Raw genomic sequence first — 15797 nt, 5'->3', positions numbered from 1 at the left:
TCTCCCCATCGTTACACGGATTTCAGCTGTATCAGGCGAACTCGTACATCTTCGGTGATGGCCGGGATAACTCCGCCCAACTTGGTTTCTGCGTAGCTCGCGCGCTGATACTGTTTTTGTTTCAAAGCTGTCCCACCCATAGGACCCGCGATCTTGGCTACCAATGCAGCCCTATCCGCATACCATTGAAGAATGGGCTCCTGCGACACTGCGGTCGAGCAGACGTCATAGCCGGACTTCGTAAGAACGAAATCTGTCTCCAAGACCTTGTTTTTGGCTCCCTTGGTGCCAGTGATGCGAATCAGATCCCGGGACCTTAGCAGCGAGAGGGCATCATCCAGCCGCTCATAGGCACCAAAGAAGTACCGAACCATAGGAACACGGCGGAGGTCAGGCTCCTCGTCGTCCAAGATCACCTGCGCTGCTTTGTAGTAGCTCTTGTCCTTTGTCTCTGCGAACAAATCAAGCAACTCCGCCGCAAGATAGTCTGGATTTCGCATCCAAAAATCGAAAGCTTGTAGACGTGCTTCGCCTTTGAAGACGAGAGCATGCTCAGCCGTCGGTGGTTCGACAGGGCTGCCTCCTGCTCTTAAGACGAACAAAATTCGCAGTGCATCGCGATGAGGTGACCGAATCGTCATGCCGCTTTGTTTCTCCTAGAACCTAATTTGGTAGTCGCCAAATTCCATCGACCCACAACAGCATGCGAGCAGTGATCCTGTGGGCATATCCTGATCCAGATCGATTCCTTGCAGGCAAGGCCAATAAAGGCACATGCTCGGGCAATGTAACCCAAAGTAAGTTGGCGAGGAATGACAGATAGAGACGGTCTCCGCTTTCGTATTGCCACCCCCGGCACTACCCCAAGACAGAAAAGCGGGCACCACCCAGTTCGCATTCCTGGCTGACCGCGCAGCGACGCGCCGCCAAGGTATCGGCATCGCAACAGAAGAGCCGATGCCATGCCCGCAATCCCTGTATCACGGTGTCTGGTCGGCGCTGGTCTCCTGGCTGCAGCGCTGGCCAGCGGCTGCACGACCACGACCGCGCCGCTGGTGCCAGACGCCATAGAAGAAGTCGCCTCCGTTCCCGAACCCGAGGCACTCGAGTTCATTCCCGTCGTGCGCTATGGCCGCTACACGCTGGTCGAGCTGGCACCCACGGCGGCGCAGCGTGACTTGCTGTTGCAGACCATCGACGTGTCCATGCCCGAGGACGCCCGCACCACGGTGGGCGATGGCCTGCGGCATGTGCTCAAACGCAGCGGCTACCAGCTTTGCGAGACGTCCCGCGCCGTGAGCGAGTTGTATGCGCTCCCGCTGCCGGCGGCGCACCTGCATCTTGGCCCCATGACCTTGCGCGATGCGCTGCTCACCCTGGCTGGCCCGGCCTGGGAACTGCATGCGAATGACCGGGCACGGCAGATTTGCTTTGAGCAGGCTGGAGGCAGCGCGACCGCCGAGCACGCACACGAGCCGCCTGTTGCCGAGGCGGTGCAGACGTTTCCGCTGATGCCTTCGGTTTCGGGAGGCCAGCCATGAATGCCGCGCAGTCTCCCCGTCGCCCGATCACCGCCGTGGTGTTGCAGAGCCTGATGTGGCTCTGGCTGATCGGCCTCAGCGTTTTCGTCGCTCTCGGCTACCAGGCGGTGAACGAGCAGGCCGACCAGAATCAGCTTGATACCCGCCTGCAACGTCTCGAAGCGCAGGCGATGGGCCTGGCCGAGACCATTGATGCCATCCAGCAGCGTCCAGCCGTCGCAACGGCGGCAGACCTCAAAGACACCCGCGAACTCCTGGAAGCACGCGCTGCCCAGTTCGAGAAAACGCTGAGCGGCTATGCCGCTGCTGACGACCTTCAGGCGCTGCGCACCGAGGTCGAGCAAATCAAGACGCGCCAGACCGTTGCGCGCGCAGCAGCACCCGCTCAGCCGCGCTCACCGAGCAGGCCCACCGCCAAACCAGAACCGCCGCCACTGCCATTTCGCATCGTCGGTGCCGAGCTTCGCGCTGGTCAACGCAGCCTGTCCGTTGCGCCGAGCGCCGGGTCTTACACGCCCGACCAGCTTGAGGTGCTGCTGCCCGGCGATTCGCTCGGCCCATGGCGCTTTCAGGCGGTCGAGGGCAACTCCGCCGTGTTTCAGGCCGGCGACCAGACCCGTCGCGTGGCGATCCCTTGAGCTGAGGACACGACATGAAGCCAGCCATCATCCTTTCCGCGCTTCTGCTCGCGTCTGCCCAGTTGCCCACCTGGGCGCAGCAGCCGGCCACGGCTCCCGCCCGCAATGCACAAAGTCAGGAGCGCTCGCTGATCGCCCGCACCCTGGACGACCGTGTGGCAAGCAACTGGGGCCTGCAACCGCAGGAGTGGGCGCGTTATCGCGAACTGATGGACGGGCCGTTGGGCATCTACTCGCCCAACCTGGACCCACTGTCCGCCCTGGGCATCGAGGCGCGCACCGACGAGGAACGGCGCCGCTACGCCGAACTGCAGGTGCAGATCGAGGCGCGCCGTGTCGAGAAGCTGCTCGCCTACCAGCGTGCCTACGACGAGGCCTGGCAGCGCCTAAATCCCGGCATGCAGCGGGTGAGCCTGCCTGACGAAAAACCCGGCGCCGGCACAAGCGCCAACCCCTTGCGCGGTTCAGGCCGCACAGCAGTGTTCGTCAAGGACGGCTGCGCGGCCTGCGGGCAGCTTGTGCAGCGCCTGCAATCCTCCGGCACCGAGTTCGACCTGTACATGGTTGGCAGCCGCCAAGACGACACACGTATCCGCGACTGGGCCAAGCGTGCGAACGTCGATCCGGCGCGCGTGCGCAGCGGTGGCATCACGCTCAACCATGATGGCGGGCGGTGGCTGTCGCTGAGCTTGCCCGGCGACCTTCCAGCAGTCGTGCGCGAGGTGAACGGCCAATGGCAACGCCAGCCATAGCGGCCACCTCCGTTTCGCAGTGCTTACGCGCACTGGTGCTCGCTGCTGGCCTGTACGCCTGCGCCGCCCATGCCCAAGAGGTTCCGCCACCGGCCTACCAACTCGCCGCCCAGCGCGCAGGCATCCCCTCGACGGTGCTCTACGCCGTGGCCTTGCAGGAGAGCGGCATCCGCCGCAACGGGCGCATCGTCCCATGGCCGTGGTCGCTCAACGTCGCTGGCCAGTCGCGTCGTTACGCCACACGCGCCGACGCTTGCGCCGGTTTGCAGCAGGCGATGCGCGCCACGCCGCACACGCGCATCGACGCGGGCCTGGGTCAGATCAACCTCGGCTACCACCAGCAGCGCTATGTCAGCCCGTGCGACTTGCTCGACCCATACCGCAACCTCGCCCTCGCCGCTGAAATTCTGAAGGAGCAGCACACCACTGGCGAGGACTGGTTACTGGCAATCGGTCGCTACCACCGCCCTGCGGGCGGAGAACCTGCCGCACGTTACCGGCGCAGCGTGTCGCGCCACCTTGCCCGTGTGCAGGGCACGCACCCAACCGCCGCGGCCCTCGCCGCGCACCAGGAGACATCCCCATGACGAAGCCCCCTCTGGCCAACCTCACGCTGAAGGGCCTGCTCTTGCTGCTGGCGGCTCTGCCACTGGCCTCGAGCGCCGGCGAGCCGCTGATCGTGGTCGAAGACCGTGGCGGCACATCGGCGCTGCCGTACTACGAGGCTCTGAACCTTCAGCCGCGCGCCGATGCTCCGGCCCGACAGCCTATCCCGATGCTCCCGGTGCCCGCCACGCCCATGGACGAGGCCGCGATGTTGCCGGTGCGCAGTGCCAAGCTCACGCTTGGCACCGTCGCGCGGCGGGTGATCGAGGCACCGGGCCTGCGGCCTTTCGTGGTCGTCGGCGACGACGAGGCGTCCCAAGCCTGGCTGCGCCGCCAGGCAACATCCCTGCGCGAGCGCGGCGCGGTGGGCCTGGTGGTTAACGTCGAGACCGTGCAGGGCCTGGCACGGCTGCGCGCCCTGGTGCCGGGCGTGCCCCTTGCGCCTGTGGTCGGTGACGACCTGGCCGAGCGCCTGGGTCTGCGCCATTACCCGGTGCTGATCACAGCCACCGGCATCGAGCAATGAAGCCATGTCGGGGAAACAGCCGGTCGAGGTTCTGCTGCGCCCAGCGGTGGAGTTCTATACCGTCGCGGCGTGTGCAGGCGCCGCGTTTCTGTCCTTGGTGGCACCGTGGTCGCTCGCGCTGAGCCCCGCCATGGGCGTCGGCAGTGCGCTGGCGTTCTGCGCCTACGGTGCCATCCGCTACCGCGATGCCCGCGTCATCCTGCGCTACCGGCGCAACATTCGCCGCTTGCCGCGCTACGTGATGACCAGCAAGGACGTGCCGGTCAGCCAGCAGCGTCTGTTCGTGGGGCGCGGGTTTCTGTGGGAGCAGAAACACACCCATAGGCTCATGCAGACGTACCGACCGGAATTTCGCCGCTACGTCGAGCCAACGCCGGCCTACCGGCTGGCACGCAGGCTGGAGGAACGGCTGGAGTTCGCGCCGTTCCCGCTGTCCCGGCTGCCCGCGCTCACGGGCTGGGATGTGCCTTTCAACCCGGTGCGCCCGCTGCCGCCTGTGGGCGGCCTGCCGCGCCTGCACGGCATCGAACCCGATGAGGTGGACGTCAGCCTGCCGCTGGGTGAGCGCGTCGGGCATTCGCTGGTGCTGGGCACCACGCGCGTGGGCAAGACGCGGTTGGCCGAGTTGTTCGTGACCCAGGACATTCGGCGCAAGAACGCCGACGGCGAGCACGAGGTCGTCATCGTCATCGATCCCAAGGGCGACGCCGATCTCTTGAAGCGGGTGTACGTCGAGGCCAAGCGTGCGGGCCGCGAGGGCGAGTTCTATGTCTTCCATTTGGGCTGGCCGGACATTTCCGCGCGCTACAACGCCGTGGGCCGCTTTGGGCGCATCAGCGAGGTGGCCACCCGTGTTGCAGGGCAGCTCTCCGGGGAAGGCAACAGCGCGGCATTTCGCGAGTTTGCGTGGCGCTTCGTCAACATCATCGCCCGCGCCCTGGTGGAACTGGGGCAGCGCCCGGACTACATGCTGATCCAGCGCCATGTGATCAACATCGATGCGCTGTTCATCGAGTACGCCCAGCACTACTTCGCCAAGACCGAGCCCAAGGCCTGGGAGGTGATCGTCCAGATCGAGGCCAAGCTCAACGAAAAGAACATCCCGCGCAACATGATCGGGCGCGAAAAGCGCGTGGTGGCGCTGGAGCAGTACCTCTCGCAGGCGCGCAACTATGACCCGGTGCTCGACGGCCTGCGCTCGGCAGTGCGCTACGACAAGACCTACTTCGACAAGATCGTCGCATCGCTGCTGCCCCTGCTGGAGAAGCTCACCAGCGGCAAGATCGCCCAGCTTCTGGCCCCGAACTACTCCGACCTGGCCGACCCGCGTCCGATCTTCGATTGGATGCAGGTCATCCGAAAGCGCGCCGTGGTCTATGTCGGCCTGGACGCGCTGTCCGACGCCGAGGTCGCCGCGGCGGTCGGCAATTCCATGTTCTCCGACCTGGTTTCGGTCGCCGGCCACATCTACAAGCACGGGATCGACGACGGTCTGCCGGGCGCATCGGCTGGCACGCGCGTGCCGATCAACGTCCACGCCGATGAGTTCAACGAGTTGATGGGCGACGAGTTCATTCCGCTGATCAACAAGGGCGGCGGCGCTGGCCTACAAGTTACCGCGTACACACAGACGCTCTCGGACATCGAAGCCCGCATCGGCAACCGCGCGAAGGCCGGTCAGGTGATCGGCAACTTCAACAACCTGTTCATGCTGCGCGTGCGCGAGACGGCTACCGCTGAATTGCTGACCCGGCAGTTGCCGAAGGTCGAGGTCTATACGACCACCATCGTCAGCGGCGCGACCGACAGCTCCGATATTCGTGGAGCGACAGACTTTACGTCAAACACCCAGGACCGCATCAGCATGTCCAGCGTGCCGATGATCGAGCCATCGCACATCGTCGGCCTGCCCAAAGGCCAGTGCTTCGCGCTGCTGCAGGGCGGCCAGCTTTGGAAGGTGCGCATGCCGTTGCCGGCGCCAGACCCGGATGAAGTGATGCCGGCGGACTTGCAGCAACTGGCAGGGCACATGCGCCAAAGCTACAGCGAGGCCACGCAATGGTGGGAGTTCACCAGCTCCCCGGTCTTGCAGGACGCGGCCTTGCCGGACGACTTGATCGATGAGGCGGCCATCGCCACACCCATCACCGACACGGGCGACACGGCCAGCGAAGAGGCCGCGCCATGAGCGATGCCGCCTCGACTGCGCAGCGCGAGCAGAACCGCCGCCAGGGCTTGACCGTCGGCACCATCACCTTGCCGTTCCGGCTGCTCGGGGTACTGGTCGGCTCGCTGCTGTTCTCGATCCTGATGGAGTGCATCGGCATGCACCTGTTCTGGAAAGACCAGGGCTGGCAGCACTCCCAGCAAATGTTGCAGTACGAGCTGGGGCACCTGTCCAAGCATTTCACGCGCAGCGTGGTCGTGCAGGAGCCGGGGCGAACGGCGCACGAGCTGGTGGACACCGGCTACGAATGGGTGTTCGTGCGATCGGGGCTGTTGGAGCGCATGAGCCAGACCGCCGAGCGCGCCCGCGCGCCCAGTCAGGGGCAGACACGAAACTTCCGCTACTTCATCAGCCAAGTCTATGTTTGGGCCGAAAGCTACCTGATCGCTGCCGCCTTCACCACGCTCACTTTTTTGGTGCGTCTGTTGGTCCTGGCGCTCACGCTTCCGCTGATCTTCACGGCGGCATTTGTCGGTTTGATCGACGGACTGGTGAGGCGGGATGTGCGCCGGTTCGGCGCGGGCCGCGAGTCCGGCTTTATCTACCACCGAGCGAAAGCCAGTCTGATGCCGCTGGCCGTACTGCCTTGGGTGACGTACCTGGCGCTACCGATCTCGGTGCATCCGCTCCTGATCCTGCTGCCCAGCGCCGGCTTGCTGGGACTGGCCGTGAGCCTGACTGCAGGGAGCTTCAAGAAGTACCTCTAGGCCATCAATCCGGTCATCCGCAGGTTCTTATTGTTTGCGGCCTGATACGTCTCTGATCGCCACGATCAAGCCATTGCTGATCACACAGGAATGGCGCGATGTTGGCTCCGATCTGGCTGCGCGCCGCGCATCGCGGCGTGCCCACTTTTCTCGTGACGGCCCTGCTGATGGGGCAGTCTTCGATGGCGTTGGCCGAGTCCCCGGCGCAGCGTCAGGAGCTGGTTGCTGCGCTGCGCCAGCTCGATGCGCTGGAGCGCACCGTCAAGGACAGCTCCGTGCAAACCGCCATCCAGCCGGGCGAGCGCTACCACTTCGATTACCCACGACTGCTGACTGATCTGGCCCGTGTGCGCGCTGGTATCCAGGCCCATCTCAACCCGTCGCGCGCCCAGCCGCGCGACCTTTCCGAACTGGCCGGCGAGTACCGCACCGAGCGGGCCGTCCCGCCATCGCTGCCGACGACTGTGCAGGGCAGGCCATGAACGGTGCCCAGGTCTCGGCATTTCAAGCCAACAGCGGCATCGCGCCGTCCGCAATGGCGACCGTCCTGGTCGGCGTCGTGTTCGCGGTTCTGCTCGTCTGGGGCGTCTGGGCCATCCGAACGGCCTACGTGGGGTGGGCCGAGAACCGCCTCAACCAGCGCCAGTTCCTCGGCGTCTGCATCCGCTTCGTCGCGATGTACCTCGTGCTGACTTTCTTCCTCCTCTCCTGACCTGAAGGGATTGACCATGCAAAACCGCATCCTCACTACTCGTTTTGTCCAACGCGCCGCCGTCGCCCTGGGTGCCGCCGCGCTGCCCGCGCTGTCGTTCGCGCAAGGGCTGCCGCAGTTGGAAAACCCAACCCGCGGCGCTGGCAGCGGCATCATGGAAACGATCAGGAACTACGGCTACGACATCATCATGCTCGTGGCTCTGCTGGTGGTGGCGTCGATGTTCATTGGCGTGTGCTATCACGCCTACGGCACCTACGCGGAAATCCACACCGGGCGCAAGACCTGGGGCCAGTTCGGCCTCACGGTCGCCATCGGCGCCGTCCTGCTCGTGATCGGCATCTGGCTGCTCACCGAAGCCACCGGCATCCTGTAAGCGAGGACGGGCCATGTCCGAGCAACAGCATGTCCGTGCCGATGGGACGGTCACGTTCCTTCCACACCGGCTCAACAGGCACCCGGTGGTCGTGCGCGGCCTCACCGCCGACGAGTTGTGGATTTGCTGCGGCCTGTCCGGCGCTGCCGGCCTGGTGGTCGGCGCGCCGCTGTCCTGGGTGTTCCGCACGATTGCCATCGCGCCGACCTTTGTTGTCCTGGGCGTGGCGCTGGGCGTTTTCATCGGCGGCGGCATCCTGCGCCGCCTCAAGCGTGGGCGTCCCGACACCTGGCTGTACCGGCAGTTGCAATGGCGGATTGCCACGCGCCATCCGCTGATGGCCGGTTGGGTGGGCGGCCATGTGCTGATCTCGCGCTCCGGTTTCTGGACCACCCGCAGGGGCAGGCATGGGGGCGCACGATGAGCCGTTTCAAGAACGAGATCACCCACCTGCAGGCGCACATCAAGACGCTGCGCCTCGGCGCGGGTGCGCTGGTCATCGTCGCCCTGGTCATGGGCGGCGGTTGGTGGAGCGCGCCGCGCGACCTGACCATCCACGTCCCGCCTGACCTGCGCTCCGGCAGTACCCGCAAGTGGTGGGAGGTGCCGCCCGAGTCGATCTATGCGTTCACGTTCTACGTGTTCCAGACCCTCAATCGCTGGCCCACAAATGGCGAAGAAGACTACCCGCGCAACCTCCACACGCTCTCGCCATACCTCACCCCGTCCTGCCAGGCATTCCTCAAGGCGGACTACGACTACCGCCGCAGCACCGGCGAACTGCGCCAGCGTGTGCGTGGCATCTACGAAATCCCCGGCCGCAGTTATGGCGACAACCCCACGGCGCGCGTGCGTGTGATCTCCGACCGCGACTGGGTGGTGACATTGGACATCAGCGCCGACGAGTACTACGGCGCCGAGCAGGTCAAGCGCGCCCTGGTGCGCTACCCCGTGAAGGTCGCGCGGGTGGACGTCGATCCCGCACGCAACCCGTTCGGCCTGGTGATCGACTGCTACGAGGGCACGCCCCAGCGCATCAGCGCACCGGAGCCGACGCGCCCGGTGCCTGGTGGCCTGACGCCGCAAGCGCCTCAAGGAGGTAATTCCCCATGAAGCCCATGAAGCATCCTGTACTCGCGCTGCTGGGGCTGCTGGCCGTGGCCGCCGCAGTGGTCGTGTCCCCCGCTGTCCAGGCGGTGGAGATCCTGCGTTGGGAGCGCATGCCGCTGGCGGTGCCGTTGAAGGTCGGCCAGGAGCGCATCGTGTTCATCGACCGAAACGTCCGCGTGGGCGTTCCCGCAGGCGTCGGTGAGCGCTTGCGCGTGCAGAGCGCGGGCGGCGCGGTGTACCTGCGCGCCAGCGAGCCGATCGAGCCCACTCGGCTGCAATTGCAGGACGCCGACACCGGCGCGCTGATCCTGCTCGACATTGCGGCGGAGCCGCCCAAGGACGGCGAAGCCGAGCTGGAACCGGTGCGAATCGTCGAGGGCAACAACTCAACAGCGCGCTATGGCGATCAGCCTGACGGTGCCGATGCGCCCCATGCACGCGCTCAGGAGCAGGCGGGCACCCGGACGGCGCGGCGCGAAACGCCAATCCCCGTCGTGCTGACACGTTTTGCTGCGCAGAACCTCTACGCACCGCTGCGCACCGTGGAAGCCTTGCCAGGCGTCATGCGGGTCAACCTGCGCCGCGACCTCGACCTCGGCACGCTGATGCCGACCTTGCCGGCACGCGCGGTCGCGCTCGCCTCGTGGCGCCTGGAAGACCAGTGGGTCACTGCCGTGCGCCTGACCAACAGTAGCAGCGACTGGATCAGCCTCGACCCGCGCGTGCTGCAAGGGGATTTCCTCACCGCCACCTTCCAGCACGAGGCGCTTGGCCCGCGCGGAACCCCCGAGGACACCACCGTCCTGTACCTGGTGACGCGCGGGCACGGCCTCGCGCAATCGCTGCTGCCGGCGATCCATCGCTTCGACCCCGCTGTGCATCTCCCGCAGCCCAAAGCAGCAGCCAGCGACGACAGGGAGGCCCGCCATGCGCAGTAACGGACTCCTGAAGTGGCTGCTGATCCCCGTGGCCCTGCTGGTGCTGTTCGTCGCCATCCGGTTGTTCTCCGGTGGCGGTGCGTCGGCGCCGCCCACCGCAGATGGCAGCAGCAGGCTCACGCCGGAGGAAATGAAGGCGCTGGGCATCGAGGGCGATACCCCGCGCGACACCGTGGCGACGCTGGTTGCCCAGGTGAAGCAGTTGCGCACCGAGCTTCAGACCGCGCTGTCCGACAACAGGTCGCAGCGCGAGGAGAATCAGCGACTGCGCCAGCGCGAGAGCGCCATCGACCAGCGCATCAGTTCGGCCCTCGAATCCGAGCGCTCCGACCTGCGCCGTGACCAGCAGCAGGCGGCCAGCACGCGCCAGCAGACCGAGGGGCTGCTCGCCGACCTGCAGCAGCGCCTGGACAGCATCGGCGGACGTGGCGGTGGCCATGCCGATTTGCCGGTGGGGCTGGGCCTACGTGACGGCGACGAGGCTGGCATGGAAGGCGGTATGCGCTGGGTGGAGCCTGATGACGCGAAACAAAGCGACGGGCGCGGCAGGTCGAATGGCGGCATAAGCTTCCCCACCAGCTTCGGTTCCGCACAGAGCACGCTGGAAACCACAGCGCAAACCGTGGCGAACGCGGGTGCACGCGCCGCTGGCGTCAAGAGCGCGACGCCCGTCTATACCGTGCCGACCAACTCGACCCTGATGGGGTCGGTGGCAATGACGGCGCTGATTGGCCGCGTGCCGATCGACGGCACGGTGAACGATCCATACCCCTTCAAGGTCTTGGTCGGGCCTGACAATTTGACCGCGAACGGCATCGACATTCCCGATGTGGCCGGAGCCGTGTTCTCCGGCACCGCATCGGGCGACTGGACGCTTTCGTGTGTGCGCGGCCAGGTGCGCAGCATCACCTTCGTGTTCCATGACGGGACCATCCGCACCATTCCCGAGGATCGCGAGGGCAACCAGCAAAACAACCAACAACGCGACGGCCTGGGCTGGATCAGCGATCCGCACGGCATTCCCTGTGTCAGCGGCGAGCGGCGCAGCAATGCGCAGCAGTACCTCGGCACCCAGGCGCTGATCACGGCGGCTGGCGCTGGAGTGGCCTCACTGATCGAATCCGACAGCGGCAGGGCGTCCTATGTCGGCGCCGACGGCTCCATCGGCAGCGTGGGCATCAGCGGCCAGGAAGCCGTGGGCCGGATTCTCGCCAGTGGCGTTCAGGACATGTCGAGCTGGGTCAACAAGCTCTACGGCCAGGCCTTCGCTGCCGTTTATGTGCAGCCCGGCGCCAAGGTCGCCGTCCACCTCGAAAAGCCGCTCGCCATCGACTTCGACCCAGAAGGCCGCAAGGTCGATCACCGCGCAGGAGAAAGCCATGCTCTCGAACTTGAATAGCTGGGCTCAAGGCCTGGCTCTGGCCTTGGCCGTCGCGCTGCTCGGCGGCTGCGCCACCAGCAAGGAAAAGCTGCTGACCCACGGCGACAGCACGATGATGGGCATCTGGCAACAGAACGCCGGTGACGGCGGCGGTGGCGCCGGCCAGGTGGCGCGCAGGCAGTTGCTCGATGCACGCCAGAGCCTGCGCAGGCCGCTGACCGAGATGGATGTGCAGGTAGCACCTGCCGAGCAGATGCGCTACACGCGCACGGCGCGCAACGAGGTCTATCGCCAGTTCCAGCGCCTGCCCAACCCCGACCTCGTCATGTACGTGTATCCCCATTTGGCGGGCACCGACCCAGTGCCGATTCCGGGCTATACGACCGTGTTCCCGCTGTACCAGCGCGTGCAGTACGCCATGCCAGGCGAGCGCGTGGAGGACTACTGATGCGCTGGAAACTCCCCTGGCCGAAGCTGGCCGCGTCCGGCGCTGCCGATGACGAGCAGCCGGACGGCTGGCAGCGCCACGTCGAGGCACTGCACCAGGCCGGCCTCCCCGAACCCGGCGCGGCGGTGCAAGCTCGCAGGCCGGCGACCATGGCAGACGAGCAGGCGCTGTACGAGGTCGCGCCGTCGTTCGTGGAACTGCTGCCCTGGGTGGAGTTCCTGCCGCAGTCGAAGGCCATGTTGCTGGAGGACGGGCAATCGGTGGCGGCGTTCTACGAGCTGGTGCCGCTGGGCACCGAAGGCCGGGAACCTGGCTGGCTCGCGCAGGCCCGCGATGCCTTGGAGAACGCGCTGCAGAACAGTTTCGATGAACTGGACGAGAACCCCTGGGTGCTGCAGCTCTACGCTCAGGACGAGCCCAGTTTCGACCAGTACATGCAGACCCTGCGCGACTATGTGCAGCCGCGCGCCCGTGATACGGCGTTCACCGAGTTCTACCTGCGCTTCTTCGGCCACCACCTACGCGCGGTGGCCAAGCCGGGCGGTCTGTTCGAGGACACGGTGGTCACACGGCTGCGCTGGCGCGGCCAGACCCGGCGCGTGCGCATGGTGGTCTATCGCCGCGTGACCGGCCAAGGGCAAAACAGCCGCCGCGGCCAGACGCCCGAGCAGATGCTCAATATCGTCTGCGACCGCCTGTGCGGCGGACTGGCGAACGCCGGCATTCAGGCCAGGCGCATGGTGGCTGCGGATGTTCACGACTGGCTGCTGCGCTGGTTCAACCCGCGTCCCACGTTGCTTGGGCCTGGGGCCGAAGACCGGGAGCGCTTCTATGCGCTGGCGCGCTACCCCGACAGTGCGGAGGACGGCAAGGACGGCGAGGACGGCGAGATCGAACTGGCGAGCGGACGGGATTTCAGCCAGCGTCTGTTCTTCGGCCAGCCGCGCTCCGACGTGGCGCAGGGCACCTGGCATTTCGACGGCATGCCGCATCGCGTGCTGATCACCGACCGCCTGCGCATGCCGCCGGGCACGGGGCACCTGACCGGTGAAACCCGCAAGGGCGACGCAATCAACACGCTGTTCGACCAGATGCCCGAGGACACCATTCTTTGCCTGACGATGGTCGCCACACCCCAGGATGTTCTGGAAGCAGACCTCAATCACTTGGCGAAGAAGGCCGTGGGCGAAACCCTGGCGTCCGAGCAGACGCTCAAGGACGTGCATGAAGCCCGTTCCCTGATCGGCAGCGCGCACAAGCTCTATCGCGGCACGCTGGCGTTCTACCTGCGCGGGCGCGACGAGGCGGAACTGGACCGGCGCGGCCTCGACCTGGCGAACGTCATGCTCAACGCCGGCTTGCAGCCGGTGCGCGAGGACGATGAGGTGGCCCCGCTGAACAGCTACTTGCGCTGGCTGCCATGCTGCTACAACCCCGGCCAGGATCGGCGCAAGTGGTACACCCAACTGATGTTCGCCCAGCACGCGGCGAACCTCTCGCCCGTGTGGGGCCGCGCCCAGGGTACGGGGCACCCCGGCATCACGATGTTCAACCGCGGCGGCGGGCCGATCACCTTCGACCCGCTCAACCGCCTGGACCGGCAGATGAACGCCCACCTGTTCCTGTTCGGCCCGACGGGTTCGGGCAAGTCGGCGACCCTCAACAACCTCTTGAATCAGGTCACGGCGATCTACCGACCCCGCCTGTTCATTGTCGAGGCCGGCAACAGCTTTGGCTTGTTCAGCGACTTTGCCCGGCGCCTGGGCCTGACCGTGAACCGGGTCAAGCTCGCGCCGGGCTCGGGCGTTACCCTGGCGCCGTTCGCGGATGCGCGCCGGCTGATCGAGACGCCCAGCGACGTGCAGACGCTCGACGCCGATGCCCTGGACGAAGACCTGCCGCCCGATGCTGTGGCCATGGAGGCAGATGAGCAGCGCGACGTACTGGGCGAATTGGAGATCACCGCGAGGCTGATGATCACCGGCGGCGAAGACAAGGAAGAAGCCCGGATGACGCGAGCCGACCGCTCACTGATCCGTCAGTGCATCCTCGATGCAGCCGAACACTGCCACAGCAAGGATGGCGAGAAGCGCACCGTGCTCACGCGCGATGTACGCAACGCGCTGCGCACGCGCAGCCAGGACCCGACGCTGCCGGAAATGCGGCGTGTGCGATTGCTGGAGATGGCCGACGCCATGGACATGTTCTGCCAAGGCACGGACGGTGAAATGTTCGACCGTGACGGTTCGCCGTGGCCCGAAGCCGACATCACCCTGGTGGATCTGGCGACCTATGCCCGCGAGGGCTACAACGCGCAGCTCTCTATTGCCTACATCAGCCTGATCAGCACGGTGAACAACATTGCCGAGCGCGATCAGTACCTGGGCCGCCCGATCATCAACGTCACCGACGAAGGGCACATCATCACCAAGAACCCGCTGCTCGCACCCTACGTGGTGAAGATCACCAAGATGTGGCGCAAGCTGGGAGCCTGGTTCTGGCTCGCCACACAAAACATCGACGATCTGCCGCGCGCCGCAGAGCCCATGCTCAACATGATCGAGTGGTGGATCTGCCTGTCGATGCCACCCGATGAGGTGGAGAAGATCGCCCGCTTCCGCGAACTCTCGCCTGCGCAGAAGGCGCTGATGCTTTCGGCGCGCAAGGAAGCCGGGAAGTTCACCGAGGGCGTCATCCTCTCCAAGAGCCTGGAAGTGCTGTTTCGGGCCGTGCCACCGAGCCTCTATCTCGCGCTTGCGCAGACCGAACCCGAGGAGAAAGCCGAGCGTTACCAACTCATGCAACAGCACGGCATCAGTGAACTCGACGCGGCCTTCAAGGTGGCCGAGAAGATCGACCAGGCGCGCGGCATCGAGTCGCCGGCCTTGGGCCTGCCGCAATAGCCGCCGGAGACTGCCGTGAAACCGAAACATCCTTCCATTCCGATGCCAGTCCAGGCGCTCCGCCATCGGCGCTCGCGCAAGCGCTGGCCCTGGTTCTTGGCCGCTGGATTGATCGCGCTGCTGCTGATCTGGCTCGTGTCCCGCGCACCCAGCGAACCCGCGTCGTTGGCTCCCGCGCCGGTCAGTACCGCGCAGGTGGCCGGGCCGCCCTGGCAAATGGGCAACGCGCAGGGCCGGTTCACGCTGACGCTCTATGCCGACCTCGAATGTCCGTTCTGCCGGGAGTACTTTCCGCAACTCAAACGCTGGGTGGGCGCCAACGCGGACGTAGCCCTGCAATGGCAGCACCAGCCGCTGGCCGCGCACGAACCGGCCGCCTCTGCCGAGGCACGCCTGGCCGAGTGCGCCGCCGAAAGTGGCGGGCATGTGGCCTTTTGGCAGGCCATTGAATGGGTCTATGCGCACACGCGCAGTGACGGCCTGGGCTTGCCCGAGGGCCTGCGCTATCCCGGCCTAAACCCAGCCGTCGAGCAGTGTTTGGCCAGCGAGCGGCCCGAAACGTTGATTCGCGCTCAGGCCGAGGAAGCCACCAAGGGCGGCGTGACCGCGACGCCATCCCTGCGACTACACGATCGCCAGACCAGCCAGGCGATCCTGCTGCAGGGGCCTATCGAAGGCGATGCACTGCTGTCGGCCATGGACATGCTGGCAGCTGAGGATTCGGTCGTTTCACCCACTACGGAAATGCCTGCCGACGTCGTCGGCGACATGCCCAGGTAGCCCGCGGTCATTGAGGCTACGGCGCAGCACGCTGCGCTGACCGCTACCCGTTCGCCCCGCATCCTGGCCGCGAACGATCACCGCTGCTGCGGTGATGGATGCACCTTGTTCCATTCCCTGGAGGGCCTGCCCTCCAGGGGCATGTGCGCCCT

General features: G+C 65.9%; 18 protein-coding genes. 17 read left to right on the top strand and 1 reads right to left on the bottom strand.

Going from position 1 to position 15797, the window contains the following annotated elements; translation table 11 throughout:
* Positions 1 to 11 precede the first annotated feature (11 nt).
* On the bottom strand, positions 12 to 641 hold the full coding sequence (locus tag M1L61_RS18040; RefSeq protein WP_125277434.1) for a hypothetical protein: 630 nt from the start codon (positions 639 to 641) through the stop codon (positions 12 to 14).
* 321 nt (positions 642 to 962) lie between these two features.
* Between M1L61_RS18040 and M1L61_RS18035 the strand changes: the two genes are divergently transcribed.
* From M1L61_RS18035 to M1L61_RS17955, 17 genes are all read left to right on the top strand, one after another.
* The gene (locus M1L61_RS18035) at positions 963 to 1541 is read left to right on the top strand and encodes a PilL N-terminal domain-containing protein (RefSeq protein WP_125277435.1); all 579 of its coding nucleotides are present in this window, start codon (positions 963 to 965) and stop codon (positions 1539 to 1541) included.
* On the top strand, positions 1538 to 2179 hold the full coding sequence (locus M1L61_RS18030; RefSeq protein WP_125277436.1) for a hypothetical protein: 642 nt from the start codon (positions 1538 to 1540) through the stop codon (positions 2177 to 2179). Before M1L61_RS18035 ends, M1L61_RS18030 begins: the two co-directional genes overlap by 4 nt.
* 14 nt (positions 2180 to 2193) lie before the next feature.
* Positions 2194 to 2931, top strand: a complete 738-nt coding sequence (locus M1L61_RS18025) for a TIGR03759 family integrating conjugative element protein (RefSeq protein ID WP_125277437.1) — start codon at positions 2194 to 2196, stop codon at positions 2929 to 2931.
* Positions 2913 to 3518 (top strand): transglycosylase SLT domain-containing protein, encoded by a 606-nt coding sequence (locus M1L61_RS18020; protein ID WP_125277438.1) that lies wholly within the window; start codon positions 2913 to 2915, stop codon positions 3516 to 3518. Before M1L61_RS18025 ends, M1L61_RS18020 begins: the two co-directional genes overlap by 19 nt.
* On the top strand, positions 3515 to 4063 hold the full coding sequence (locus tag M1L61_RS18015; protein ID WP_125277439.1) for an integrating conjugative element protein: 549 nt from the start codon (positions 3515 to 3517) through the stop codon (positions 4061 to 4063). Before M1L61_RS18020 ends, M1L61_RS18015 begins: the two co-directional genes overlap by 4 nt.
* Before the next feature lie 4 nt (positions 4064 to 4067).
* Entirely contained in the window at positions 4068 to 6251 is a 2184-nt protein-coding gene (gene traD / locus M1L61_RS18010) for a type IV conjugative transfer system coupling protein TraD (RefSeq protein ID WP_125277440.1), read from the top strand.
* Positions 6248 to 6997, top strand: a complete 750-nt coding sequence (locus tag M1L61_RS18005) for a TIGR03747 family integrating conjugative element membrane protein (protein WP_125277441.1) — start codon at positions 6248 to 6250, stop codon at positions 6995 to 6997. Before traD ends, M1L61_RS18005 begins: the two co-directional genes overlap by 4 nt.
* Positions 6998 to 7095: 98 nt before the next feature.
* Complete coding sequence (locus M1L61_RS18000) at positions 7096 to 7479, top strand: RAQPRD family integrative conjugative element protein (protein ID WP_125277442.1); 384 nt, start codon at positions 7096 to 7098, stop codon at positions 7477 to 7479.
* Positions 7476 to 7709 carry a TIGR03758 family integrating conjugative element protein gene (locus M1L61_RS17995; protein ID WP_022579861.1) on the top strand — a complete coding sequence of 78 codons (234 nt, stop codon included), beginning with the start codon at positions 7476 to 7478 and terminating at the stop codon, positions 7707 to 7709. Before M1L61_RS18000 ends, M1L61_RS17995 begins: the two co-directional genes overlap by 4 nt.
* Positions 7710 to 7725: 16 nt before the next feature.
* On the top strand, positions 7726 to 8085 hold the full coding sequence (locus M1L61_RS17990; RefSeq protein WP_125277443.1) for a TIGR03745 family integrating conjugative element membrane protein: 360 nt from the start codon (positions 7726 to 7728) through the stop codon (positions 8083 to 8085).
* A 13-nt stretch (positions 8086 to 8098) separates the two neighbouring features.
* A complete protein-coding gene (locus M1L61_RS17985; RefSeq protein ID WP_125277444.1) occupies positions 8099 to 8509 on the top strand; it encodes a TIGR03750 family conjugal transfer protein in 411 nt (136 codons plus the stop codon).
* Positions 8506 to 9198 (top strand): PFL_4703 family integrating conjugative element protein, encoded by a 693-nt coding sequence (locus tag M1L61_RS17980; protein WP_125277445.1) that lies wholly within the window; start codon positions 8506 to 8508, stop codon positions 9196 to 9198. The genes M1L61_RS17985 and M1L61_RS17980 overlap by 4 nt, the downstream gene beginning before the upstream one ends.
* A gap of 5 nt (positions 9199 to 9203) precedes the next feature.
* Positions 9204 to 10133, top strand: coding sequence for a TIGR03749 family integrating conjugative element protein (locus tag M1L61_RS17975; RefSeq protein ID WP_026383919.1), 930 nt, complete (start codon positions 9204 to 9206; stop codon positions 10131 to 10133).
* Positions 10123 to 11532: a TIGR03752 family integrating conjugative element protein gene (locus tag M1L61_RS17970; protein ID WP_180729982.1), complete on the top strand. Its 1410-nt coding sequence runs from the start codon at positions 10123 to 10125 to the stop codon at positions 11530 to 11532. The genes M1L61_RS17975 and M1L61_RS17970 overlap by 11 nt, the downstream gene beginning before the upstream one ends.
* Positions 11513 to 11962, top strand: a complete 450-nt coding sequence (locus tag M1L61_RS17965; protein WP_180729985.1) for a TIGR03751 family conjugal transfer lipoprotein — start codon at positions 11513 to 11515, stop codon at positions 11960 to 11962. The genes M1L61_RS17970 and M1L61_RS17965 overlap by 20 nt, the downstream gene beginning before the upstream one ends.
* A complete protein-coding gene (locus M1L61_RS17960; RefSeq protein WP_180729988.1) occupies positions 11962 to 14865 on the top strand; it encodes a conjugative transfer ATPase in 2904 nt (967 codons plus the stop codon). Before M1L61_RS17965 ends, M1L61_RS17960 begins: the two co-directional genes overlap by 1 nt.
* A gap of 15 nt (positions 14866 to 14880) precedes the next feature.
* Positions 14881 to 15645, top strand: a complete 765-nt coding sequence (locus M1L61_RS17955) for a thioredoxin domain-containing protein (protein WP_014596091.1) — start codon at positions 14881 to 14883, stop codon at positions 15643 to 15645.
* The last annotated feature ends 152 nt before the right edge of the window (positions 15646 to 15797 follow it).

This window comes from Stenotrophomonas sp. NY11291 (assembly GCF_023277365.1).
GTDB classification, from domain to species: Bacteria; Pseudomonadota; Gammaproteobacteria; order Xanthomonadales; family Xanthomonadaceae; genus Stenotrophomonas; species Stenotrophomonas geniculata.
The sequence above is the reverse complement of the archived record's forward strand: the minus strand, read 5'-3'. Positions and strand labels throughout refer to the sequence as shown.